Raw genomic sequence first — 23,580 nt, forward strand, 5'->3', positions numbered from 1 at the left:
AGCAACCAGAAGCGGAAACATCAGCAATCCAGGTCAAACTTTTGAAATCCATGGTTGACATCAACATCAATCAGTCAGTACAATGACAACAATATTTGATAACGAAAACGTGATCGTTGGTTTCAAAACTGATAATCAAGTAGTGCCTTCAATCCCTCTCCAGAGAGCCGGTGGTCGTGTGAACCGGTGACATTGAATACGCGAAGTACAGCGTTTGTGATCGTTATCTCGGCGCACCCCGATACCGGTGAAGAGTGGTTGCAGTGATGCAATAACTTGGGTGGTACCGCGGAATAAATTCGTCCCTTGTCAACTTGGCTAATGTTAGCCAGTGACGGGGACTTTTTTTGTGCCTTAATAAACTGAAAAATGAGAAGGAGAATGCAAAATGAATATTATTGATGAGTTAAAGTGGCGTGGTGCAATCAACCAAACCAGTGATGAAGAGGGCTTACGTGAATTAACAGACAAGAAGTCAATTGGCTTGTACTGTGGGATTGATCCAACTGGTGATTCAATGCACATTGGTCATTTAATTCCGTTTATGATTCTGAAACGGTTCCAGTTGGCTGGGCATAAACCGGTGATCGTTATCGGTGGGGCAACGGGTTCTATCGGTGACCCATCTGGGAAGAAGTCCGAACGGGTTCTACAAACGATGGACCAAGTGCACCACAACCAAGAAGCCCTGCGTGGTCAAATGGTCAAATTGTTTGGGGAAGACCAATTCCGGTTGGTGAATAACTACGATTGGTTGTCCAAACTGTCATTGCTGGATTTCCTGCGTGATTACGGTAAGTTGTTCAACGTCAAGACGATGCTGAATAAGGAAGTCGTTGCTTCACGTTTGGAAGTGGGGATTTCATTTACCGAATTCACTTACCAAATCCTGCAATCCATCGATTACTTAACTTTATACCGTGAACAAGATGTGCAATTGCAAATTGGTGGTGGTGACCAATGGGGCAACATCACGGCTGGCTTGGACTTGATTCGTCGTGTGGAAGGACCAGAAACACCAGTCTTTGCATTAACAATTCCACTGTTGCTGAAGTCTGACGGGACCAAGTTTGGTAAGTCCGAAGGTGGCAACGTTTGGCTTGATCCTGAAAAAACAACGCCTTACGAATTTTACCAATTCTGGTTAAACCAAGACGACAATGATGTTGTGAAATTTCTGAAGTACTTCACGTTCTTGGATGAAGACGAAATTAATGATCTGGCTGAACAAGTGAAGAAGGAACCTTGGAAGCGGGCGGCACAACGTCGTTTGGCTGAAGAAGTGACCAAGTTTGTTCACGGTGATGCGGCTTTGAAGCAAGCTGAAAAGATCACGCAAGCACTGTTCTCCGGTGATGTGAAGGAATTAAGCGCTGACGAAATCGAACAGGGCTTCAAGGCTTTCCCAAGCGTTGAAACGACCGGCGCAATTCAAAATATTGTCGACTTTTTAGCAGATAGTGGCATCGAAAAATCGCGGCGGCAAGCTCGTGAAGACGTGACAAATGGCGCCATCACTATTAACGGTGACAAACAATCTTCTGTTGATGCAGACGTTGATCCAAAGTCAATGTTTGATGGTAAATTTGTTATTGTACGTCGTGGTAAGAAGCGCTATTTCCTTGCTCGCGTAAGTGATTAAAAAGAAATAATCATTCTCACAAGCCTTTTGTTTGGGTCTTGAAAATAAGTAAGTTTATAATTAAGCACGCTATAAATAGTGTGCTTTTTTCTTATTGTTTGACAAACGTATGTTCGACTTGTAAAGTAAATGTTGCGTTTATCAGAACGAGCTGTGAAGTTTGAAAGCACAGAATTTCACATCGGAAAACGAGGACTTATACTTATGGATGCTTTTTTTCAAACGCTGGTTGAACGGCGTTCGGCACTGTTAACTGCATTGTGGCAACACATTGAGATTTCACTGGTGTCACTACTGATTGCGATGGCCATTGCCATTCCATTGGCCATCTGGGCAACGCATCACAAACGCTTTGCAGCGTTTATGTTGCAAATCGCCGGCGTGTTGCAAACCATCCCATCACTAGCATTATTGGGATTACTGATTCCCATTGTTGGTATCGGAACTGTCCCAGCAGTCATTGCGTTGGTCATCTATGCGTTGCTCCCGATCTTTCAGAATACATATATCGGGATCGATGACATTGATCCGTCTATTGAAGAGGCTGCTGATGCATTTGGCATGGGGCAAACGCGCAAACTATTTAAGGTTGAATTACCAATCGCTGCCCCGGTGATTATTTCCGGGGTGCGTCAAGCGCTAGTCATGATTATCGGGACTGCAACGTTAGCTGCCTTGATTGGTGCTGGTGGTCTAGGGACCTTTATCCTGTTGGGGATTGACCGTAATGACACCGCATTGACGTTAATTGGAGCCATTAGTTCAGCGTTGTTGGCGATTATTTTGAGTTGGCTCATTAATCGTTTGCAACACATGCGTCCACGCTATCTAATCGGTGGACTGGTTGTTTTGCTGCTCGGTATCGGTGGTGTCGGTGTTGCGAATGCCGTCCGTCAACCGGCCGATAACATTACGATTGCCGGTAAGCTGGGCTCCGAACCAGACATCTTAATTAATATGTATAAAGACTTGATTGAACAGGATAACAAACATGTTCACGTCACGTTAAAGCCTAATTTTGGGAAAACGAGTTTTCTGTTTAACGCTTTGAACCACAATCAAATCGATATCTATCCGGAATTTTCGGGGACTATTTTGGAAAGTTTGGTAAAAAAGCCCCAATCTGATAAGGGATTAACGGCCGATCAAACGTACCAATTAGCACAAAAAGATATGCAGCAACAATTTAAACTCAGCTACTTGAAGCCAATGTCCTACAACAATACGTTTGCCCTAGCTATTCGTGAACAGGATGCAAAGGCTTGGAATGTTCACACAATTAGTGATTTGCAGACGGTAGAAAATAAATTGAAACCGGGGATGACACTTGAATTTATTGATCGACCAGATGGTTTGCCAGGTGTGAATAAGACATACGGCTTGAATTTAAAAGCTCAGTCCATGGAGCCAAAATTACGTTACGAGGCTATTCATAATGGCAACATCAATGTTGTTGATGCTTACTCGACAGATAGTGAATTACGACAGTATCATCTGACAACGTTGAAGGATAACAAACATTTCTTCCCGTCCTACCAGGGTGCGCCATTAATGAAAACGTCCTTAGCCAAGAAATATCCAGGCGTTGTGAAGAGTTTGAACAAGCTAGCTGGTCATATTTCTGAAAAGGATATGCAGGAAATGAATTATGAAGTTAATGTCGAAAAGAAGTCGGCTAAAACGGTGGCCCGGCAATACTTGGTTAGCCATCACTTGTTGAAGGGAGATGCTAAATAATGGCAACTACGGTTGATGAAAGCAGCATCAATGAGCTGAAAGACGGCGAACCCATCATTCGGTTTGAACATGTTCAGCAGTCTTTTAACGATAATGTTGTGATTCCGGACTTGAACTTAACCATCAACGCCGGCGAGCTGTTTGTCCTGGTTGGCACTTCCGGTAGTGGGAAAACAACGACCTTGAAAATGGTCAATCAATTGCAGCCTCAGAGTGGTGGCAAGATTTTTATCAAGGATGAAAACATTACAGATATTGGTTTGCAGGAGTTACGGTGGAACATCGGATACGTGTTACAACAAATTGCCCTATTTCCAACCATGACCGTCGCTCAAAATATTGCGGTCATTCCCGAGATGAAGGGTGTCAAACGCGAAGAGATTGATGCTACGATTGATCGATTGCTGAATCAAGTTGGTTTGGACCCGAAAAAATATCGAGATCGGATGCCTAGTGAATTATCCGGTGGTGAGCAACAGCGGATTGGTATCTGTCGAGCGATTGCTTCTGAACCACCAGTTGTCTTGATGGATGAACCATTCTCAGCTTTGGATCCCATTTCACGCACACAATTGCAGGATCTAGTACTGGATCTTCATGCAAAGCGGCACGACACGATTATCTTTGTGACTCACGATATGGATGAGGCTCTCAAACTAGGTGATCGGATTGCGGTGATGAGTGAGGGGAAGATTCTTCAAGTGGATACGCCTACAAATATTGCCCAACACCCAGCTAATCAGTTTGTTGAAGCTTTCTTCTCCCAGAGTGTAGCTCACAATGTGTACGATGTTTATGTTGGGAAGATGGTGATGATGGGCTTTTCTGAATCGGTTTTGCCAGAAGGGCACACTGCGCCAATTGATATTTCATCCGATAAAACGTTAGGCGAGGCATTCGACGACTTGACTAACTGTGAGTATTTACGCGTAGTGGATGGTGACCGTCAATTAGGGTTCATCAATGCGCAAAACATTGTCAATTATCTGAGTCAGCGTAAACGTGATGAGGATGAAAATAATTAAATAACTAGATTGAAATGAAGCGACTTCATGTGTGTCAATTGCCGGTGGCAAGCGCATAGAGAGTCGCTTTTTGAATGCGAAAAATAAATGCAAAAAAAATTTTCAAAACGGTTGTATCCGGATTGAAAGGTGCTACAATGATGTTGTTGAGAAAGGCGAGTAATCACTCGCTCGACAATTAAAATCAAAGAAGGGATTATGATGTTTGCAACATCATTTTGGATTTTAGCCGTTTGGTTCGTCATTAACTGCATCTGGACATTCTTTGCAACAAGCAATCAGTCATTGATGAAGACATTTGCATGGATCAATGTCGTCGCAGTTGTCTGGGGGTTCTGGGTGTACTATGGTGCAGCCAGTGTGGCAAGCTTGTCCGGTTGGTTTGCAGCAGTTAACTGGTTGGCGGTTATCTTGGCCATTGTTCAATTCTACTTTGGCTATCGATCCGTTCATTCAGCTAAGCAAGCATAGGTGTTTCACGAGTGATTTTTAATGATTTTATCTAACTGAATAAAAAATAGATGACACGTTTGCGGCGTGTCATTTTTTGTAACAATTTGCAAAGTGGCTTAAGCGATGAAAGGCCGTTGTGCCGATAAGAGACGCCGTTCCGTGGGGACCGGTCTCAACCCGCAAAGGACGCGGTTTTCGACTTCGATTCTGAGCCACAAACCATCTCAGAAGTCGTCTCACAATACTAAATGGCCAACTTCATGCCATTAAGTGTTGTCGACACGGAACTTTGTCTCTTACCGTCTCCACTAGATATGTTTTTTGTGCTTAGGTATGTTCAGAAAATAACGGGACAATGTTGCAAATTAGTCACATTATTTGTGAACTTTTTTCTTAGCAATTAAGCCTCGAATGTCATGGTTTTAAATTTTGTATGGTGCAGCCACGTAATGCAACGGTTGTCCGACGTCTTTGAGGTATGAGCGGGAGGGCGCCCGTGTTGAAATCGACGGTGATAGTGTTGTTAATTCGGTGGGTTTGCGAATTTACAACACGGGACGGTCTGGAAGACACGGTTTAGGTGGCTTCCAGGCGAGGCGAAAGACCGTGAACTGCGGGCTTGAGCCGGTCCCACAGACGATTTCAAAAAACGGGCAACCGGGAGCGTAAGATTAGTTTCCATATAAAATTTAAATATTATAGGTAACTATGAGATCCAAAAATAATATGTAATAATGGTTTACCGACTAAAAAGACCTGTACTGCAAACGATTTGACATTTTCGGAGCTCATGAGGTCTGCTATGATAGCAGTAGTGAATTTGGGAAAGTGATGGAAGAAATAATGGCAGATAAAAAAATCCTTGATGAATTTCCTGATTTAGTGAACGCAAATAAAAACTTAACGCAGAAACAAAAGGATCTTTTGATCGTCAGCATCCAATTATTCGCAAAACAGGGTTACGCCAACACGAGTACGCGTCAAATTGCTGAGGCAGCGCATCAGTCTGAAGGCACAATGTTCAAACACTTTAAGTCTAAAGCCAACATTTTACGCGAGGCCTTGGATCCTATTGTGCGTGAGGTCGTGCCTGATTTGTTAAACGAATTAGCCAGTGAGGCCATTCGCGAACAAACGGATAACATTCATGACTTCTTCGTTTTCTTTGTCCGCAACCGCATGAAGTTTGCCTCAGACAATGAAGATGCATTGAGGTAGATTGTAAAATTAATCCGAACGCTGTTCGGACAAAAAAGATCAGCTTCCTTTAAAATGGTGTTTACCACAAACCCATCTTTTAGGAGCTGATCTTTTGTCTAGTATAACCTATTCCGAACGAATTAAAATCGAAACCTTTTGTGAACTAGGGCTGTCCAATATCCAAATGGGCGTTCGGCTGAACCGATCACCGTCAACAATTTCTTATGAATTATCTCGATGTCAACCTTATCAGGCTGAATTAGCACAAACAGATGCCGAATACAAGCGATCACGATGTGGTCGGAAAACTAAGCTGAGCGATGAGTTAAAGCAAAAAATTCTCAACCATTTACGTCTAAGCTGGTCACCAGGAATGATTGCTCACGAATTTAAACTAGCTACTAAATCTATTTATAATTGGCTAAATCAGGGGAGAATTGGTTTCTCCTTGAATGATCTACCTGAACATGGCGTACGCCAACGGCGTAACGTTGACCAACGATCCAAATATAATCAATCTTTGGGGCGATCAATTGAACAGCGTCCCATGATGATTAATCAACGTAATCGCATCGGCGATTTTGAACTAGATACAGTCGTTGGTCCTCGTGGGCATAGTAAGGCAGTTTTATTAACTTTAATCGATCGAAAATAACGGTTCCTTTGGGCATACCGGTTAAAAGATCGGACGACAGCGACTGTTAATGAAGCACTAACTAAGTTCCTAACCACTTTTAATGGTCCCGGTGCACAGCTTTACTGTGGACCGTGGCACTGAGTTTAGTGGGCTAGTATCACTTGAATCACAATATGGTATTAAGACCTATTACTGCCATGCTTATACTCCAGCTGAACGTGGTAGTAATGAACGCTTTAATCGGAATTTACGTTATTTTTATCCTAAAGGGACTCGTTTTGAGCACATTAGTGCTCAAGATTTAACGACGACGTTACTCCAAATTAACCAGCGACCGCTTAAAATACTCGACTGGCAAACACCGTATCAGGTTATGCTGACAAATTTGTCCAAAAATTCGGATTAAATTTGCAATCTACCTTGAAAGTATTCCTCAGTGAAATTCTATACAACGCGGATCTACGTGAGCAGTACTTATCGATCGCGCCAGAGCGCTTCTTGAACTCGTTTAAAACAATTATCAAAGCGGCTCAGGATCGAGGGCAACTCGTCGACTGGCCGTTCCGAATTATTTTCCGTTATTTGTTGTCTATTTTAGGGAGTTACTTCTTTGATCGCTATATTTTATTTCCGGAGCGAGACTGGGATGATGCGACCGAAGAAAAGTACATGGTCAGTGAACTGGACAAAACCTTGGCCGTTCATCCGGACGAATAAGTTAATTGACACAACGCTGATAGGAGTTTGTTTTTGACCCACGGTTAGAATTAAGACAGAGCATAATACTTTAGTCTCGACGTAAAAATCGGTACACTTTGGTTGCGAATGTTTGAAAGACTGGAGGTAGATTATGACACACGTTGAAACATTAATTATTGGTGGTGGCCCCGGCGGCTTGGCATTGGCATACGCCCTTAAGGGGGCTGGTCAAACGGTCGCAGTTGCCGAAGAAAATCTGTGGGGAGGCACGTGTCCAAACCGCGGATGTGATCCTAAAAAAATCTTATTAGCTGCTGTCGAAGCTAAACGGTCAGCTGAACATATGGATGGGCAGGGCTTAAATGGCGAGCCAACCATTAACTGGTCAGATCTTATGCGCAATAAGTTTGCCTATACTGACAGTATTCCGGGTGGTACTTTGAGTGGCCTAAAGCAGGCTGCCATTACGACGTTTACGGGCCATGCACAGTTTGCTGCCGATGGTCACGTGATGGTTGGTAGTGAAGAGGTTGTGGCAGATAAAGTCGTCTTAGCAACGGGGGAACGGCCACGACGGCTGGATATTCCTGGTGCGAAATATGTTGGGACGAGTACTGACTTTTTGAACATGCGTGAGTTACCACGTCGGCTGACATTTATCGGTGGCGGCTACATTGCGTTTGAATTGGCTGACATCGCTAATGCGGCTGGCGCAGACGTTTCACTTGTTTTGCACAATGACAAACCGTTGCGCGCCTTTCCAGCAGATCTGGTTGCGGACTTAGTTGCTCAGTTAAAGGCTGAGGGTGTACACATTTATGAGAACGTTGATGTTGCCCAGGTTGATAAAACCGAAGACGGACTGGCGTTGACGGATGGTCACGATTTTCAATTGACGACTGATGCCGTGATTGGCGCGACGGGTCGGATTGCTAATGTTGATACGTTGAATCTGGCGGCTGTCGGCGTAGAGGCGGATGCTCATGGCGTTCAGGTGAATGATCATTTGCAGACCACTAATCCCAATATTTATGCGCTCGGGGATGTTGTTGCCAAACGAACAGTACCTAAATTAACCCCAGTTGCTGGTTATGATGCGCGCTATTTAGCCGGACAGTTGACTGGCCAGCAGGTGGACGCACCAATTAGTTATCCAGCCATTCCGACGCTGGTTTTTGGCATGCCGAAGTTGGCCAAAGTTGGCGTAGATGTGACAGCTGCAACAAAAGAAGCCTCGCTAACCGTGAAAAAGATCGACATGACGCACTGGTACACCTATAACCGAATCCATGATTCAGTGGCTAAGGTGACCGTCGTATTGAATGACAAACAGCAACTTGTCGGTGCGACGGTTTTGAGTAGTATCGCCGATGAAATGATTAATTATTTAACATTTTTAATCAATCAGCATGCTACAGCCGGTGACTTTGAAAATCAGGTTATGGCTTATCCATCACCTGCCTCAGATATTGATTACCTCTTGTAAAGCAAAGGAGCACAGCCTATGGCATTTATTGGAACGCTGATTTTAATACTTGTTGCCACAACGATTGCTGGTCACTTTTCCGCACGGGTCGGCATTCCGGCCGTCATTGGCGAACTCCTCATCGGGATCATTATTGGTCCCGGTGTTTTGAATTGGGTTCATAATAGCAGTGCATTATCTGTATTCGCTAACATTGGGGTCATTTTGCTGATGTTTATGGCAGGGCTTGAGAGTAATCTTGCCCAGTTAAGAAAGGTGCTGCGTCCAGCGCTGGCGGTGGCGGTGTGTGGTGTCATCCTGCCAGTTTTTTTAATGGGTGGCGTTAGCCTTGTGTTTGGCTATCACTTTACGGAGGCGCTGTTTATTGGTGTGGTTTTCTCGGCCACATCGGTCAGCATTTCCGTGGTGGTGTTACGTGAATTTCACGCATTGGACACACGTGCCGGGGCGACTATCCTTGGCGCAGCCGTCGCTGACGATATTATCGGGGTGCTGTTGCTAAGTTTGATGGTTGCCTTGATTGGGGGCGGCGCAGGTGAGCATGGCAACACTAATATGGGGCTTCAATTCTTGTTCCAAGTTGGTTTCTTTGTTGCAGCGTACTTGCTCGTCAAATGGATTGCGCCGATGCTGATGCGCATTAGTGAACGGTTATTGATTCCGACAGCCCGCACGGTAACGGCTGTGGTTATCTGTTTGGGAATGGCTTACTTAGCCGAGGTTGTTGGTTTATCTGGGGCGATTGGTGCATTCTTTGCTGGCATTGCCGTTGCCCAAACGCATGTTAAGCAGGTCATCGACGACCATATTGAACCAATCAGCAACGCGTTCTTTGTACCAGTGTTTTTCGTTAGCATTGGTTTGAACGTGACGTTTGCACACTTCATTACGTCGTTACCGTTTATTGTTTTGATGACAATTTTAGCTGTTGTCACTAAATGGTGGGGCGGTGAGATTGGTGCGCGGTTAACGGGCTTCTCAAAAAGTGGTAGCCGGGTTGTTGGTACGGGGATGGTTGCCCGTGGTGAAATGGCTTTAATCACAGCACAGATTGGCTTTGATGCCCACCTGTTAGCAAACGGACTTTACGTTGACATGATTTTTGTAATCGTCTTTTCGACATTGGCCGCCCCACTATTGTTGCGGTGGGCGTTGAGCAAGGACGATTCAACAGCAGTTTCCACATCAGATAAATAACCGTGTATACGCTGAAAATTTCGCTTGCGGTTGTCAACAGTGATACGCTCGCCGTGGGACCGGTTCAAGCCTGTAGACCGCAGTCTTTCACCTCGCCGCAGAGCCTCGATAAAACCTGAGTCTCTGCGACCGTCCGTGCTGTAAATTCGAGTGAACCATTCGAATTAACAGCACATTCACGGCTCGGTATCACTGTTGACGCCCTCCAGCTGACATAGAAGTTGTAGATTAGGTGCGCCAAGTAATCTGTGATGATTCGGTAAAAACTTTGACTGTTATATGAGTGGAGCTGACTTGAAATAGAGTTCCGTGTCGGACACCACTTAATGGCATGTTTTTGGCCATTTAGTGGTGTGGGACGACTTCTGAGACGGTTTGTGGCTCAGAATCGAGGTAGAAAACCGCGTTTTTGGCGGGTTGAGATCGGTCCTCATGGAACGGCGTTTCAAGTCAGTGTAACGAGTACGATGTGGTACTGCTGATGTTTCAAATCAGTACAACGGACTAAACACAATTAAATACAAAAACAAACGACGCGCCGCCTAAACCGAAATTGAAGGTTTAGGCGGCGCGTCGTTTGTTTAATTCTGTTTGTCAACTAGATTGATGAAATAACCATGGTCATGCATATCGTTCTTTAGATCGGTCATGGTAAAACGATGGTAGAACTTCCGATAATCGGTATCCGCCAAGGTAAACAAATCCGTGAGGGTCTCACCAATGTTTGCTGAAATATCCGTCGCATCCGTGTCGCTTTTGGTTAGGCCCTTGGAATCGCCGGTAATAAATCGGGCGTAACTGATCGTTGGTGGAATGGTGAGGTCGTACAATTCACCAACATTCATGTCGGAAAGTGGCCGTTGCAGAAGGTAACCACCGTTTTTTCCCACAGATCCTTCAATGTAGCCTTGCTTATGCAAGACGGATAAGATGTTACGGATCATCACCGGATTCAGTTGAAGTGACTTGGCGAGTTCAGCACTCGTGATTTTACGTGGTCGACTTTCGTCCAAGTAAAGCAGGCTATGGACGGCAACGGAAAAGTCTAATTTCATGGGAGACCTCTTTCTGGAACGACAATTTCATCAATAGTTAAAAACGAATTTTATAACTCATGTTCAATGGACAGTAGTTCGGGAGAAACGTGACTAATAACAGGACTTGCTTCACCAATGGTAACTAACGACAAGTGGTGCATCGCACGTGACGCAATCGTATAAAGAATTCCGATAGCATCGTCTGTTGGGTAATTGCTGATCGAAACATCGTAGGCGATGACAGAGTCGAACTCGAGTCCCTTTGCTAAATAAACGGGTAGTACAATGACCCCTTTGGGCAATGTGCGGTCCATATCATTTAGCAGGGTGATGGGAAAGTCACGGTGAAGCTCACGGTAGACTTGCTGGGCGGTGGTAACGTCCTTCGTTAAGATTGCGACGGTGCCGTACGTATCAAGTTCTGCCTGAACTAGCTCCTTTGTGGCACTGATGGCGTCTTGTTCATTATACCGCAATAAAATCCGTGGCAAGTCGCCGGGGCGATTGAACGCTTGAATTTGGTCACCATCTGGCAATAATCCCTTCGCGAAATTGGTGATTGGTAGCGTGGAACGGTAGCTTCTGCTCAACGTAATCAAGTTTGGCCGTTTGGCATTAAACGCTTGGGCGAGATTGTCCAATAGTTCCTGTGGCCGCTGCATGCGGTTGAACAAGGCCTGCTCGCTATCCCCAAGAAGGGTGAACTTAGCTTTTGGAAATGCGTGACGGAAGTAGCACATTTGGGTCATCGAATAGTCTTGCATTTCATCAATGAATAAATAGGCGATACTACGATTTTGACCGCCGCCGGTAATAAGATCTCGCAGATAAAGCAGTGGCACTGCGTCATCTAAACTGATGCGGTGATATTCAATGTTTGTGTCGAAATCTTGTTCATGCATGTCCCAGTGATCAGCGTCAACATTTGCGGGTGTTACCGTTTGTAGAAAATGATCGTACTGGCGATAAACATCGAGAAAGTAATTATTGAATAATGCGTCATACACTGGCTCGTATCGTTTGCGAACGATTTCTCGCGAAGCAAACTCAACTTCATCGTCGAGCTCCTTGAACCGGCCAACCCGTTCACCTAGCAAATCGTGATAGTGCTCAGTGTCTAGATTATCGAGTGCTTCGGCGACCCAGTCGTCTTTTGCGTCCGTGCGGATTCGCCGTTTGAGCTTTTTAATCAGCCTGTTCTTAGTGGCGAGAATTTTACCAGTCGTGCTCATCGTCTCTGGTTGTTCTGCATAAATGGCAGCAATCGCTTCCTTGGTGAAGAAGAGTGAACCATCAAGGAGGATGTCGTTAAACCGAATGTCCTGGGTCGGAACATGTTTACAATAAGCCGTGACAGCTTTAACAAACGCGGTGCTTTCAAGATAGTCACGGACATCACGGAACATTGGATTGGTGTCATCAGCGTCTGATTCGTAGCGTTCAAATAATGTTTGTACGTTGAGACCTTGCAAACGTTGGGTGAGAAAGTCGTCCAGCGTGACCTGCCGCATGTTTCGTTCCCCTAAACTAGGGAGCACTTCTGAAATGTAGTGACTGAACAAACGGTTAGGGGAGAACAGGATCATTTGATCGGCTTGCAGTTCACTTTCACCACCGTTACGGCTGTGATAGAGCAAAAAGGCGATCCGCTGCAGAATGGCCGAGGTCTTACCAGATCCAGCTACTCCTTGAACGACCAATAGATCAGAGCGGGTGTCACGAATAATATCGTTTTGCTCTTTTTGAATGGTAGCGACGATGTTTTGCATCACTTCGTCGTTTTGTTGTCCTAAAACAGCCTGCAACATTTCGTCACCAACCGTTTCGTTGGTATCAAACATGTTTTTGATCTCGCCATCTTTAATGGTGAATTGACGTTTCTTCTGTAAATCCGTCGTTTGTTTGCCAGCGGGTGTCGTGTAGGCGACTTTACCGAGTGTGCCGTTGTAATAGATACTGGAAATGGGTGCCCGCCAATCGTAGACAACAAAGTCCTGTGCTTCGTTGGTGAGTGAAAATGTCCCAATGTATAAAGATTCTGGTTTGGACTCGCCGGCATCCTGAATGTCGATGCGTCCGAAATAAGGTGATTCCTTGAGTTGTTTTAAATTGTCGAGTTGTTGACGAATGGTCGCTTCGTTAGTCACGGCCAAATAAACTAATTGTCGTTGCTGTTGTAGCTACGCATTGGTTTCCATCGCATCATCGACCTCAAACGTGTTGACTGATGCGTTTTCAGCATAGTTTTTCTGAATGGCGCTCGTTTCGTGGTGTGCCCGTTCGAATTGTTGCTGATTGTCGACCAACTGGCGGTTGATCTCGTCCATGACTTGGTCTACACGCTGCTGCTCATGCTGTCGTTCTTCGTTATCCAAATAATTAGCCTCCGTGTGATCAGTGACAAGTCTGTTCATGACGCCTTGGGGCCTCATGTGAATATAAATAGTTCAATCTAAAAGTCCGCTTCCGGTTGGCGGTGGTGAAAACCGCTGTGGGACCGGATCAAACCTCCTGAAAATCGGGGTCTTTCACCTCGCCTTGAAGCCGAAAACCGCGTCTTCAAGCGCGTCCGTGTTGTAAATCCGGCCCAAACCGCCGCACTAACAACACCTTCACAGCAGGTTTTCACCACCACCGCCCTCCAGCTACCACTGTGTTGCCTCAATACACTGAGCCGATGTTCCGTCATTACCTTTTGTGGTAATAGTGGGCACTTGTAACAGTAGTCGAGTCGGTCAGGGACAGAGTTTCGAGGGCTTAGACCGTTCTGGGGGCTAGGCCCGGTCCCATGAAACGGCGTCTCTGACCGACGGAACGCAGACATTTTATCTAGGGATTGAATTAAACGTCTAAGTGCATCTAAATTTGTTGGTAACTAAACGCAAACCATTTTATGCGCGAAAAAGGTTTGTGTCAATCATGTTGAATTACAGTTTGTGTGACTGTGAGACTGGGCTTTGACAGGCTTCACGAAAGCCGTTATAATTAATTTATTGACCATGTTTTACCACGTTAACCGTAGAGTAGGTCTAACTACAGCGAGACTGAGATGTTGAGAGTCAGTCATCACGACCAAAGTGGGCAGTTAGCTAGCAAGGCCAATCAACTAAATGACATTAATAAAGCGGGATGTCGTGTGCGTTTGCGCGCCACGCATCCAAAATAGGTGGCACCGCGGGTAACCGTCCTATGATGACAATACAGTATTTGTGTTGGCGTCATGGGGCGGTTTTTGTTTCAAACGTCAGCACGAAAAAAGGAGACCAATATGGCAAATGAAAATGAGAAAAAAATAATTTTAACGGGTGACCGGCCAACGGGAAAGTTGCACATTGGTCACTATGTAGGATCTTTGAGAAATCGAGTTGCCTTACAAAATTCTGGTGACTACGAAACGTTTATCATGATTGCTGATATGCAGGCGTTGACGGATAACGCGCGTGATCCAGAAAAAATCCGTAAAAGTCTGACAGAAGTTACCTTAGATTACTTGGCCGTTGGAATCGATCCGAAGAAGTCGACGATTTTAGTTCAATCGCAAATTCCTGCCCTCAACGAGTTGACCATGATCTATTTAAACTTAGTCACCTTAGCTCGTTTGGAACGAAACCCAACCGTCAAGTCAGAAATCAGTCAAAAAGGTTTCGGCCAAAGTATTCCAGCTGGTTTCTTGACGTATCCAGTTAGCCAAACAGCTGATATCACAGCTTTCAAGGCGACAACAGTGCCAGTTGGTGATGATCAAGAACCAATGTTGGAACAGGCGCGGGAGCTTGTTCGTTCATTTAACGGAGCTTACCACAAAGATATTTTGGTTGAACCAGAAGGCGTATTCCCGCCAAAGGGCGAAGGCCGGATTCCTGGTTTAGATGGTAACGCGAAGATGAGCAAATCACTCGGCAACGCGATCTACCTATCGGATGACGCCGACACGGTCACCAAAAAAGTCATGTCGATGTATACCGACCCTGAACATATTAAAGTGAGCGATCCTGGTCACGTAGAAGGGAACACTGTCTTTACCTACCTTGATATCTTTGACCCGGACAAGGCGCATGTTGCTGACTTAAAGGCGCAGTACCAAGCCGGTGGCCTAGGTGACGTTAAGATCAAACGTTACTTAAACGAAGTGTTGGAAGCAACGTTAGCGCCAATTCGCAAACGACGCGCAGAATACGCTGCTAACATGGACTACGTTTACAAAGTTCTCGAAGATGGTTCAGCTCATGCCAATGAAGTTGCTAACAAAACACTTCAAGAAGTTCGTGACGCGATGGGCATCAACTACTTTACACAACGCTAGTCAGCCGTTAGCCATGCTCGTATAATGGTGACAGCAAGTTTGATGAAGAACGAGGTAACCAAGGATGGAAAATTTAGCGATTGTCGATTTGGGCTCTAATTCTGTCCGAATGGGTGTCACTCAGATTGAAGATGACGGCTCCTTTAAGGAAGTTCGCCGGATTAAAGAAGACACCCGTATTTCCGAGGGCATGGGTGCTGAAAAACGGTTGACTAAGGTGGCGATGGATCGGACTATTGCCGCATTGGTTAACTTTAAAAAGGTTTACGAAAACCTCCCTAATCTGACCGTTCGGGCGATTACTACGGCGGCAGTGCGTCAAGCGGTCAACCAAAAAGAATTCCTTGACCGGGTCAAGCACGAGGTTGGACTGTCCCTTCAAGTGTTGTCGGGGGATGATGAAGCCTACTACGATTTCTTAGGTGCCATCAATGCGTTGCCATTAGATGACTGTCTCATTTTGGATACTGGTGGTGCCAGCTGTGAATTGATTCATGTCGCTAAACGGCGGGCAAAGAACTTAATTAGTGTGCCATTTGGCGCCGTTAATTTGTCTGAACAATTTCATTTTGGCGACGTCATTACCGCTGGTCATTTGTTCTCGGGTCAAGTATTTGTTCGCAAACGTCTGCAAGATGTTTGGTGGTTGAACGAGGCGATGCATTTGCCAATCGTGTTACTTGGTGGGGCAAACCGAACGTTGGCACGAATCAACCGTAAGGCTCAGAAAATGGCCCGTGTTGAAGACATTCACGGGTACCGTTTGAAAACAGAAACGGTATTCAACACGTTTGATCGCCTGATTTCGAAGAATAACAAACAGCGTCAGGCAATCGATGGCCTTGAATATGACCGGGCTGACATTATCGTTGGCGGCATGTTGCCATTAGTTGAGTTAATACAACTGCTTGATTCAGACCGAGTCATTTTCTCAGAAAGTGGTGTGCGTGAGGGCATCGTGTCCGAGTATGTCAGCAAGCACCCGCGGTATAACGGGTGACCACATGACTGATGAGGAGAAACAGGCTATGAAAGAGCAGCTTGCTCAATTTCGCCGATTGACGTGGCAGCAGCGATTGGCGGTTGCCAGTCAGTTAGGCGACCTAACGACGATTCAGCGACAAATGCTGGCTGATAATGCCAGCGAGGATGATGCCTTGCTGACAGAAAACTACTTGACGAGTTATCATTTGCCAGAAGGATTGGCCGCGACTATTCGGATGAACGGACACGACTATCTGGTACCAATGGTAACGGAAGAGCCTTCTGTCATTGCGGCTGCTAGTTATGGTGGCAAAATGTCCGCCAGCGGTGACGGCATCGTCACGCGGACGGACACGAACTTGCTGATGGGGCAGATTGTTTTCCAAACGGTGACGGTGGCTGAAATTAGTCGTTTTGTAACGCCCAATGAAGCAAAATTGCTGTCACTGGCTAATCAAGCGCATCCCAGTATTGTTAAGTACGGTGGCGGCGCCCGCAAACTGCGCGTACGTGCGCTGGGAGAGGGCTTTGTCAGCGTTGATTTGTTTGTCGATACTGGCGAGGCCATGGGTGCCAACATTATGAATAGCATGTTGGAGGCTCTCGGCCATCATTTACAAGATGTCCTTGAACAACATCCGGTGATGAGCATTTTAGCAAACGATGGTCAACAGACGTTGGTCACCGCAGCGGTAAATGTGCCAGTCGCTAATTTAGCAAAGCATAATGCGGCGGTTGGCCTAACCGTTGCCAAACGAATTGTTGCAGCCGGCCAGATTGCTCAGCTGGATGTTAGTCGAGCAACAACGCATAACAAGGGCATCATGAACGGTGTCGATGCCGTCGTGATAGCGACCGGTAATGACTGGCGGGCCGTTGAAGCCAGTGCGCATACGTACGCAGCCAGAGACGGTCAGTATCGTGGCTTGTCTCGTTGGCAGTTGGCTGGTGATCGGTTGATTGGCTCGCTAACGATGCCGATGCATTTGGGTGTTGTTGGCGGAGCGACGGCATCATTACCATTGGCCAAACTGAATCAGCAGATCCTACAAGTCAAAGATGTTGCTACGTTAAACCAACTGACAGTTGCTTTGGGCTTGGCCCAAAATTTGGCAGCGCTGCGAGCGCTTGTCAGCGAAGGCATTCAACAAGGTCATATGCAACTGCAGTACCGCAACTTAGCAGTCGCTGCAGGTGCGACACCGGAGCAGGTACCGGCTGTGGTCGAAGCGCTCAAAACACACGCTCACCCATCCGCTACCTTAGCCAAAGCAATTGTCACCAAGCTCAATCAGCAATAACTGTTTTAGCGTTTGTGGTAACTGTCGCTTCCGGTTGGCGACATTGGAACGCCGTCGTGGGTCCGGTTCAAGCCTGTAGACCGCAGTCTTTCACCTCGCCGCCGAGTCTCGTGAGAAGCCGAGTCTCCGCGACCGTCCATGCTGTAAATTCGGGACACCACCGAATTAACACCATTTTCACGACTTGGTTCCAATGTCGCCGCCCTTCAGCTGATATAACAGTTTTCAAGCTATGTATAGGTTAATTTACTTTAGATTACAGACAGGCGACGATTTGCTTATCGGAACAGGCTGTGGTTTTACTGACCTGTAGTTATAGTCGAAATTTATTGGTTACAGGGAGCTAATGTTATTTTCATTAACGTTCACTGTAGTTGGAGGTTGTCCGCGTTGAAAAAACTGTGAAGATGATGTTAATGAAGCGGTTTTTGCTGAATTTACATCACGGACGAACTTGAAGACTCGGTTTTGGAGGCTTCAAGGCGAGGTGAGAGACCGTGTATTTGCGGGCTCGAACCGGTCCACACAGTGGCTTCAGCGCGGACAACTGGAGACGGAAGCTTAAAGTAACTAATCGTAACTTGGTATTAAATGTGAAACCAATAATGAATTTTATGTAGAAATAAAGGAGTAAACATGGCAGACATTAAATTAGCGCCAGCGGTTCAAACGTTGTTGGACCAAGTCAACGAGCTATTTCCTGGCACGGTAATGGTCCAGTTCGGTGACAAACACGCCGGTTACGTTCGTGATGATCAGGTTGAACAACATGTGTTAAAAGACCGCCTGTTGATCTGGGTTGACGATATTACCGCGCCTCAGTATTCAGCGGCTCACGAACTGAGTCACTTGTTGATGTTGTTGCAAGGTTTTCCTCAGATTGAATTTAACCTCACGTTTGGTGACGATGAGTTGGATGAACAGCTGATGGCCATGTCGACCCAGTTGTTCAATATCGTGAACCATGTGGTGATTTTTCCAGCCTTGGCTGGTCATGGCTTGATTGACGACAAGGTCAGTGATGAATTTTATAACGGAATTTTTGCGACGATTGATCCTGAACCCGAAACAGGTGCTGAAGATGACGCACAAAATGCATTACGTTTGCTCGTGTTACTAGATGCACTTGTATTTTACGGGGATGGTATCAGTAAGCATGAAAAGGAATTAGGTACCAATTTCCCGAAGACCTATGCAGCCGCTAAAAAGCTGTACGATGTGATGATGGCTAAACAAATCAATACACCGTTTGAGGTTCGGCGGGCACTGGTTCGTTTGTACAAGGCGTTTGATGAACAATTAACTGATTGGGGTTTGCCAGCGTTGAATAGTACGGCATTCACAACGGTCACAAGCGTATTGAGTGAACGTCAATTGCGGTTGGAAATGCGCCAGATGTTTGAAATTTTCCATTCTGATTTGAAAGATAAACAGTCAGGAGAACGAGCTTATGTTGCATTGAATCGTTCTGATCGGCAAAATGCATTTGTGATGACACCGCCTAAGGAAGATGCGGACAGTTCGTCGTTTTTCAAAGAAGTGTATGATACGCCGGTTAAGGATTTCCTCGAGGCGCATAACATTAGTTATATCGTGCGGGATTAGGTTGGCGTGATTGGCAAACGAAAGGTGGTTCGTGATGACAGAGAATTTGCAAACATTGTTTGATCAAGCACAACACATTACGTTTATGACTGGGGCGGGCGTTTCGACTGCTTCAGGCATTCCTGATTACCGGTCCAAGTCTGGACTGTATTCGGCTAAGTTCAAGGGTTTACCACCAGAGTACTTGTTGAGCCATGACTGTTTCGTTGATCAGCCTGAAATGTTCTATGATTTTGTGAAAGAGAATTTGTACTTTCCAGATGCCAAGCCAAACGTCATTCACGAAAAAATTGCGGCGTTGTGTCAATCAGGTCGGGCCTCATTGATTACCCAAAACATTGATAATCTGGACAGAACAGCCGGTAATGGCCAAGTTGTTGAGTTTCATGGCAATTTATATTGCTGTTATTGTAGCAAGGACGGCGAACAGGTTGATTGGCACGATTACATGAAATCCATGTATCATGACACAGACCACGGGATCATTCGCCCAGACATTGTGTTATATGGCGAGTCTATCTCGGAGTCTGCACTACAGCGGTCCATGGCTGCTATTGAAGCGGCTGACTTGTTAGTGATTGTTGGTACTTCGTTTAAGGTATATCCGTTTGCCGGGTTGATTAATTACCGTCGGCCCAATGCTAAGCTGATTGTGGTGAATAATGAACCGATTCCAGCAGGCAGCGTAACGGCTCAATATACCGGCGATGCAGAAACGTTTTTTGCTGGTCTAAAAGGTTAAATCAATTGCGTTTTGGGCCGGACTTTCTTACAATTAATGTATTAAATGCAGGTGCCATAAAGAAAGTGGGTGACAGAGGATGAATCGTGATGATATTTTTGCCCGGCTTGGGAGTTTACTGTCACAGATGAAGTGGGTCAATCGACTACAACTATTATTTGATTTCTTAATGTTTTACGGTGCTTGGCAAGTGTTCTTTGGCGCCCAACCAGCAATGCTGTTTGGTGTCGCCATGCCACGAACGAATGCCGCAATGGTGACCTTCCTGTTTGCGATGATCAGCTGGTCATTTTCTGCCATTCGCAGCAATTACCGGCGTCAGGGATTGATGTTGATCAGCACATTGAAGGGCAAGACCTTATCTGAAGAAGAAACCAACGTTATTCGTCAGTTTAAGTAACGCTAACCATATTTGAAGATTATTCAACGGTGCCCATAATGGTGGCACCGTTTTTGTTAGAAATTATTGCAAGAACGCAAGAATAGATCAAAAGGGGGACAACGAATTGATTACGATAGGATTATCGACATGGACGCGGCATCCACATTTAATTCACGATGAACAGCGTGATGTGCTGTTTTCTGAGTATGCTGGTGTGTTTCCGCTGGTTGAATTGGATACGTCTTTTTATGGTGTACCCAGTATTAAGACCGTCACCAATTGGCGCAATCAAGCACCAGATGGCTTTCAGTACATTTTGAAGGCCCATCAGGTGATGACACGTCATGATGATGCGAAGTCTGAACAAGTCAGTGATGACGAGCGCTGGCAAACGTTTAATCAATTCCGTCGCGCAGTTGTTCCGTTAGTCAAGGCGGGAATGTTGGCAACCGTGTTATTTCAGTTTCCACCGTACTTTACTCGAAACTTAGACCATATTCGTTATCTACGTGACGTGCGGATTCACATGGGCGATTTGCCGATTGCGGTAGAGTTCCGTGATCCCAGTTGGTATGAAGGTAGTTTGAGCAAGGATGTGTTTGATTACTTGACGAGTCTTAACATGACGTACGTAATTGCGGATGAACCGAATGATGGCAATCGCGGCGTGCCATTTACACCGGTCGTCACAACGCCAACTGCAGCGTACTTTCGATTTCACGGTCAGAACCGGCGTGGTTGGTTAGATCACCAGGGAGACTGGCGTAAGGATCGTACCAATTATCGGTATTCAGATGATGAGTTAGCTCGCTTAGGTGAAGCTGTTAAAACAGTGAGCCAACAGGTTGACCAAACGTACGTGATCTTCAACAATAATGGGCATCGAGACGCCGCGGCTAATGCTGAAAGTCTGCGTGATCAACTGGGATTAACGTTTAATGGATTGGGACCCACCCAATTAGATTTATTTTGAGAAATTCTGTTTGATAAACTCCGTAGCCATGCAAAGTGCTATGGTATACTTATTCAGACTAACGAGGTGTTCGTGATGCCAAACATTGCGGGCTCGCGAACTAAAGGAGAAGATTTGTTCATGGCAGAAAAAAAGCCGACTTACTACATTACTACGCCAATTTATTACCCGTCTGGCAAGTTACATATCGGGAATTCATATACGACCATCGCAGTCGATGCCGAGGCGCGTTACCGGCGGTTAATGGGTAACGACGTCTTCTTCCTGACTGGAACAGATGAACACGGTCAAAAAATTGAAGAAAAAGCCGAATCTTTGGGCAAACAGCCGAAGGAGTATGTCGATGGCATGGCTGACCAGATTAAAGAACTGTGGAAGTTGCTGGAAATCAGTAACGACAAGTTCATTCGGACAACGGATGAATATCATGAAGTCGCTGTTCAGAAAATTTTCGATCAGTTATTAGCACAAGGCGACATTTACAAGGGCCACTATGAAGGCTGGTACTCCGTGGATGATGAGGAATTCTTTACGGAATCCCAATTAGCAGAAGTCTTCCGTGATGAAAATGGTAAAGTGACCGGCGGGAAAGCACCATCGGGACATGAAGTTGTCTGGACTGATGAAGAATCCTACTTCTTCAAGATGAGTAAGTACGCTGATTGGTTGATGAACTACTATAAAGAACACCCAGATTTCATTATTCCAAACACGCGGATGAATGAAATGGTGAAGAACTTCTTGGAACCTGGCTTGGAAGACCTGTCCGTTTCTCGGACGAGTTACAAGTGGGGTGTGCCAGTTAAAACGGATCCAAAGCACGTGATCTACGTTTGGGTTGATGCATTATCCAACTATATCACCGCCTTGGGATATGGTAGCGATGACGACAGCAACTTCAAGAAGTACTGGCCAGCTAATGTTCAAATGGTTGGTAAGGAAATTGTGCGTTTTCACACCATTTATTGGCCAATTATTTTGCACGCACTTGGCTTACCTTTGCCAAAGCACGTGGTTGGTCACGGCTGGTTGTTGATGAAGAACGGTAAGATGAGTAAGTCAAAGGGAAACGTCATTTACCCCGAGACCCTGGTTCACCGTTACGGACTGGATGCTTTACGGTACTACCTGTTGAAGGCAATGCCATTTGGTAACGATGGTGTATTCACGCCGGAAGACTTTGTTGACAAGATTAATTATGATTTGGCCAATGACCTTGGAAACTTACTGAACCGGACTGTTGCCATGGTTAATAAGTATTACGATGGGGTCGTACCGGCCTTTGAAAGCAACGTTAATGAACCAGATGCTGATCTGGAACAAACGGCTGTGGATACGATTGCCGAATACCACCAGTTGATGGAAAGTCTGCACTTTGCGGATGCTTTGTCAGCGGTTTGGAAGCTCGTTTCACGCACAAATAAATACATTGATGAAACAGAACCATGGACGTTAGCTAAAAAGGCTAATGATGGTGATGACAAACGTTTGGCTGCTGCCATGAGCCATTTAGTGGCCAGCCTGCGGGTGATCGCACTGTTGATTCAACCAATCATGACACACGCACCAAAAGAAATTTTGACGCAGTTGGGGTTGCCAACGGATGCAGCTAGCATGCAGATCGAGGGATTAAAGATGGCCGACCTGCCGGTTAACACAAAAGTTGTTGCGAAAGGAACGCCAATCTTCCCACGCTTGGATGCACAAGAAGAAGTCGACTTTATCCAATCACAAATGACAAAGACGGATAAGCAAAAGGGCCGTTCTGCAATGGCAGCGGCTGCTGATTCTCAATGGGAACCAGAAAACGTCACCCTGAACTTGACGAAACCTGAAATCAAGTTTGATGAATTTGATAAAACAGAAATCAAGGTTGCTGAAATAAAGTCGGTCAAACCAGTTGAGGGTGCGGATAAGCTATTGCAATTCCGTTTGGACGCTGGCGATCAACAAAATCGGCAAATCCTCTCAGGTATTCATGAATGGTATCCTGATTATGAAAAGTTAACTGGTAAGAAAGTACTGGCTGTTACGAACTTGAAACCACGGAAGATGCGTGGTCAGATCAGTCAAGGGATGTTGTTGTCGACTGAACGTGATGGCAAGGTGACGCTGGTTATTGTGCCAGACAGCCTGAATAACGGGGATGTTCTGGGATAAATCAATCTCAATAACGG

General features: G+C 45.6%; 17 protein-coding genes and 2 pseudogenes. 17 read left to right on the plus strand and 2 right to left on the minus strand.

Going from position 1 to position 23,580, the window contains the following annotated elements; genetic code table 11:
- Positions 1-388: 388 nt before the first annotated feature.
- The 9 genes and pseudogenes from tyrS (at position 389) to ABUE36_RS04115 (ending at position 10,076) form a co-directional block, all read left to right on the plus strand.
- Positions 389-1,642 (plus strand): tyrosine--tRNA ligase, encoded by a 1,254-nt coding sequence (gene tyrS / locus ABUE36_RS04075; RefSeq protein WP_161002286.1) that lies wholly within the window; start codon positions 389-391, stop codon positions 1,640-1,642.
- Positions 1,643-1,846: 204 nt separating this feature from the next.
- Positions 1,847-3,379, plus strand: coding sequence for an ABC transporter permease/substrate-binding protein (locus tag ABUE36_RS04080; RefSeq protein ID WP_421017212.1), 1,533 nt, complete (start codon positions 1,847-1,849; stop codon positions 3,377-3,379).
- Positions 3,379-4,404: an ABC transporter ATP-binding protein gene (locus ABUE36_RS04085; RefSeq protein WP_421017213.1), complete on the plus strand. Its 1,026-nt coding sequence runs from the start codon at positions 3,379-3,381 to the stop codon at positions 4,402-4,404. Before ABUE36_RS04080 ends, ABUE36_RS04085 begins: the two co-directional genes overlap by 1 nt.
- Before the next feature lie 201 nt (positions 4,405-4,605).
- Entirely contained in the window at positions 4,606-4,875 is a 270-nt protein-coding gene (locus ABUE36_RS04090; RefSeq protein ID WP_161002289.1) for a hypothetical protein, read from the plus strand.
- An 825-nt stretch (positions 4,876-5,700) separates the two neighbouring features.
- Complete coding sequence (locus tag ABUE36_RS04095) at positions 5,701-6,075, plus strand: TetR/AcrR family transcriptional regulator (RefSeq protein WP_421017214.1); 375 nt, start codon at positions 5,701-5,703, stop codon at positions 6,073-6,075.
- A 94-nt stretch (positions 6,076-6,169) separates the two neighbouring features.
- Positions 6,170-7,100: pseudogene (locus tag ABUE36_RS04100) on the plus strand (IS30-like element ISLpl1 family transposase).
- 2 nt (positions 7,101-7,102) lie between these two features.
- The gene (locus tag ABUE36_RS04105; protein ID WP_421017215.1) at positions 7,103-7,411 is read left to right on the plus strand and encodes a hypothetical protein; all 309 of its coding nucleotides are present in this window, start codon (positions 7,103-7,105) and stop codon (positions 7,409-7,411) included.
- A gap of 133 nt (positions 7,412-7,544) precedes the next feature.
- Complete coding sequence (locus ABUE36_RS04110) at positions 7,545-8,879, plus strand: dihydrolipoyl dehydrogenase family protein (RefSeq protein ID WP_161002291.1); 1,335 nt, start codon at positions 7,545-7,547, stop codon at positions 8,877-8,879.
- An 18-nt stretch (positions 8,880-8,897) separates the two neighbouring features.
- Positions 8,898-10,076, plus strand: coding sequence for a cation:proton antiporter (locus tag ABUE36_RS04115; RefSeq protein ID WP_421017216.1), 1,179 nt, complete (start codon positions 8,898-8,900; stop codon positions 10,074-10,076).
- Between the two features lie 581 nt (positions 10,077-10,657).
- Here ABUE36_RS04115 and ABUE36_RS04120 read toward each other — a convergent pair.
- Together ABUE36_RS04120 and helD are read right to left on the minus strand one after the other, a co-directional pair.
- Positions 10,658-11,131, minus strand: a complete 474-nt coding sequence (locus ABUE36_RS04120; protein WP_161002292.1) for an Rrf2 family transcriptional regulator — start codon at positions 11,129-11,131, stop codon at positions 10,658-10,660.
- A 50-nt stretch (positions 11,132-11,181) separates the two neighbouring features.
- Positions 11,182-13,527 (minus strand): annotated as a pseudogene (gene helD / locus ABUE36_RS04125) (RNA polymerase recycling motor HelD).
- An 854-nt stretch (positions 13,528-14,381) separates the two neighbouring features.
- On the opposite strand from helD, the gene trpS reads away from it, so the two are divergent.
- From trpS to metG, 8 genes are all read left to right on the plus strand, one after another.
- Complete coding sequence (trpS, locus tag ABUE36_RS04130) at positions 14,382-15,416, plus strand: tryptophan--tRNA ligase (protein ID WP_161002293.1); 1,035 nt, start codon at positions 14,382-14,384, stop codon at positions 15,414-15,416.
- Between the two features lie 64 nt (positions 15,417-15,480).
- On the plus strand, positions 15,481-16,416 hold the full coding sequence (locus ABUE36_RS04135) for a Ppx/GppA family phosphatase (protein WP_161002294.1): 936 nt from the start codon (positions 15,481-15,483) through the stop codon (positions 16,414-16,416).
- A gap of 28 nt (positions 16,417-16,444) precedes the next feature.
- A complete protein-coding gene (locus tag ABUE36_RS04140; RefSeq protein ID WP_421017217.1) occupies positions 16,445-17,701 on the plus strand; it encodes a hydroxymethylglutaryl-CoA reductase, degradative in 1,257 nt (418 codons plus the stop codon).
- A gap of 636 nt (positions 17,702-18,337) precedes the next feature.
- On the plus strand, positions 18,338-19,306 hold the full coding sequence (locus ABUE36_RS04145; RefSeq protein ID WP_161002296.1) for an IpaB/EvcA family protein: 969 nt from the start codon (positions 18,338-18,340) through the stop codon (positions 19,304-19,306).
- Positions 19,307-19,340: 34 nt separating this feature from the next.
- Positions 19,341-20,048 (plus strand): NAD-dependent protein deacylase, encoded by a 708-nt coding sequence (locus ABUE36_RS04150; RefSeq protein ID WP_162855680.1) that lies wholly within the window; start codon positions 19,341-19,343, stop codon positions 20,046-20,048.
- A gap of 79 nt (positions 20,049-20,127) precedes the next feature.
- The gene (locus ABUE36_RS04155) at positions 20,128-20,448 is read left to right on the plus strand and encodes a hypothetical protein (RefSeq protein ID WP_017260530.1); all 321 of its coding nucleotides are present in this window, start codon (positions 20,128-20,130) and stop codon (positions 20,446-20,448) included.
- Between the two features lie 106 nt (positions 20,449-20,554).
- Positions 20,555-21,403, plus strand: a complete 849-nt coding sequence (locus ABUE36_RS04160) for a DUF72 domain-containing protein (protein ID WP_161002297.1) — start codon at positions 20,555-20,557, stop codon at positions 21,401-21,403.
- A gap of 120 nt (positions 21,404-21,523) precedes the next feature.
- Positions 21,524-23,563 (plus strand): methionine--tRNA ligase, encoded by a 2,040-nt coding sequence (metG, locus tag ABUE36_RS04165; protein ID WP_161002298.1) that lies wholly within the window; start codon positions 21,524-21,526, stop codon positions 23,561-23,563.
- Positions 23,564-23,580: the final 17 nt, after the last annotated feature.

The sequence above is a fragment of the Furfurilactobacillus cerevisiae genome, from assembly GCF_048961765.1.
Classification (GTDB): Bacteria; Bacillota; Bacilli; order Lactobacillales; family Lactobacillaceae; genus Furfurilactobacillus; species Furfurilactobacillus milii_A.

Bases quoted from the DNA above. Each gene is read 5' to 3' on its own strand.
- ABUE36_RS04115 (WP_421017216.1), top strand. From the start codon at position 8,898: ATGGCATTTATTGGAACGCTGATTTTAATACTTGTTGCCACAACGATT.
- ABUE36_RS04140 (WP_421017217.1), top strand. From the start codon at position 16,445: ATGAAAGAGCAGCTTGCTCAATTTCGCCGATTGACGTGGCAGCAGCGA.
- ABUE36_RS04155 (WP_017260530.1), top strand. From the start codon at position 20,128: ATGAATCGTGATGATATTTTTGCCCGGCTTGGGAGTTTACTGTCACAG.
- trpS (WP_161002293.1), top strand. From the start codon at position 14,382: ATGGCAAATGAAAATGAGAAAAAAATAATTTTAACGGGTGACCGGCCA.
- ABUE36_RS04085 (WP_421017213.1), top strand. From the start codon at position 3,379: ATGGCAACTACGGTTGATGAAAGCAGCATCAATGAGCTGAAAGACGGC.
- tyrS (WP_161002286.1), top strand. From the start codon at position 389: ATGAATATTATTGATGAGTTAAAGTGGCGTGGTGCAATCAACCAAACC.
- ABUE36_RS04150 (WP_162855680.1), top strand. From the start codon at position 19,341: ATGACAGAGAATTTGCAAACATTGTTTGATCAAGCACAACACATTACG.
- ABUE36_RS04145 (WP_161002296.1), top strand. From the start codon at position 18,338: ATGGCAGACATTAAATTAGCGCCAGCGGTTCAAACGTTGTTGGACCAA.
- metG (WP_161002298.1), top strand. From the start codon at position 21,524: ATGGCAGAAAAAAAGCCGACTTACTACATTACTACGCCAATTTATTAC.
- ABUE36_RS04110 (WP_161002291.1), top strand. From the start codon at position 7,545: ATGACACACGTTGAAACATTAATTATTGGTGGTGGCCCCGGCGGCTTG.
- ABUE36_RS04135 (WP_161002294.1), top strand. From the start codon at position 15,481: ATGGAAAATTTAGCGATTGTCGATTTGGGCTCTAATTCTGTCCGAATG.
- ABUE36_RS04120 (WP_161002292.1), bottom strand. From the start codon at position 11,131: ATGAAATTAGACTTTTCCGTTGCCGTCCATAGCCTGCTTTACTTGGAC.
- ABUE36_RS04080 (WP_421017212.1), top strand. From the start codon at position 1,847: ATGGATGCTTTTTTTCAAACGCTGGTTGAACGGCGTTCGGCACTGTTA.
- ABUE36_RS04095 (WP_421017214.1), top strand. From the start codon at position 5,701: ATGGCAGATAAAAAAATCCTTGATGAATTTCCTGATTTAGTGAACGCA.
- ABUE36_RS04090 (WP_161002289.1), top strand. From the start codon at position 4,606: ATGTTTGCAACATCATTTTGGATTTTAGCCGTTTGGTTCGTCATTAAC.